Here is a 1169-nt window from a genome sequence, read left to right as displayed (position 1 = left end):
GCGCAGATAGCGCTGCGTGACGTCCGCGGACTCGACCCCCAAGCCGAGCAGGACGCCATGACCTGGGCCGCCCGCGCCCTCGTGGAGGCCGCGATCAGGGAAAACGATCATCAACAGTGAGCGTTCACGGAATACGCGCTGCGGATGACGATCTCCGTGAGGGCTTTGGCGAGGGTGCGTTCGAGCCTGGTCATGGTGAGGCTCCTGGCTGGTCGTTGAGGGCGGGCCCTGGTCAGCCTGCCGCTGGCTGGGTGAGCCGGGCTTCCAGATCGGCGATCATCTGTGCCAGCAGGCTGGTGTTCTCCTGCCGGACCACCTGCGGGCCAACCTTGCGGAGACCGGCGACCTTTGTGATGCACTCGTCAGCGGCTTTGGCCATCGTTTCGAACTCCTTGCGCGCGATCGAGTGCGGGTTGCCGGCCTCGAACGTGGTGGCGCGGTGCATGTCCTTCACCGACATCATCGCCGCTCGTGCGGCGGCCATCGCGTTGCGGGCGCTGAACTCATCGCCGTGTCCGTTGCGGATGTAGCGGGTGACCCAGATCCGGCGCCGGGCAGGGTCGGTCGACGTCATGAACCGCTCCAGACGATCGCCCCGGTTGGCCGCGATCACGCGGACGACACGGACGGCCCGCCGCAGCCGGGGGCCGTCGGGGATCATGACGCCGGCGGCGATGTCGGCGTAGCTGACCTCGCGCCCGTGGTTGCTCCGCAGCCAGATCATCACGTCCGCGACGTCGTTCTCGGCCTGTGTCCAGCCCATCGCGCCGCGCGATGATATCTGCCGAGGGCTCACAGCAGCTTGCCGTTCTCGTCCAGGAACTTCACCAGCGCGGCGTCGTCCAGGGCTGAGCCGGTGGCGAGGTCGCGGACGGCGGTGATGGCCGCCTCGACGAACGTAGCGGCAGTGATCATCACCCGCCACAGGAGGTCAAGCGCCTCCGTTATGCAGGTCAGAGGCTACTTCGTTGGAAATTTCTTCAGTCCGGGACCCCAAGAGATCACGTCTGGCCAAATAGCGCCGGAGATCCCGGCCATTTGCCGGGGTCTGGTGCATTTGCTGGGGAGCGGTCACGGTCGGTGATCTCGACTCAGTTCAGCAGTGCCATCTTTCTGAGGAGGTCGTAGTTGGCGCGGCCGAACATGAGCCGTTTCAAGAATTTGATCTT

The 1169-nt window shown here is 65.5% G+C and carries 2 protein-coding genes; both read right to left on the bottom strand.

All coding sequences use genetic code 11. The annotated features are described in order from the left end of the window. Window positions 1-232: 232 nt before the first annotated feature. The gene (locus EJK15_RS69450; protein WP_206062396.1) at window positions 233-796 is read right to left on the bottom strand and encodes a hypothetical protein; all 564 of its coding nucleotides are present in this window, start codon (window positions 794-796) and stop codon (window positions 233-235) included. After that, a complete protein-coding gene (locus EJK15_RS77065; protein WP_276615635.1) occupies window positions 793-915 on the bottom strand; it encodes a hypothetical protein in 123 nt (40 codons plus the stop codon). The genes EJK15_RS69450 and EJK15_RS77065 overlap by 4 nt, the downstream gene beginning before the upstream one ends. Window positions 916-1169: the final 254 nt, after the last annotated feature.

Source organism: Nonomuraea basaltis, from assembly GCF_005893125.1.
Lineage (GTDB): Bacteria > Actinomycetota > Actinomycetes > Streptosporangiales > Streptosporangiaceae > Nonomuraea > Nonomuraea basaltis.
Note: the sequence above shows the minus strand (reverse complement) of the source record. Positions and strands in the feature narration are given on the sequence as shown.

Coding starts and splice junctions, on each gene's coding strand:
- EJK15_RS77065 (WP_276615635.1), bottom strand. CDS start 915: ATGATCACTGCCGCTACGTTCGTCGAGGCGGCCATCACCGCCGTCCGC.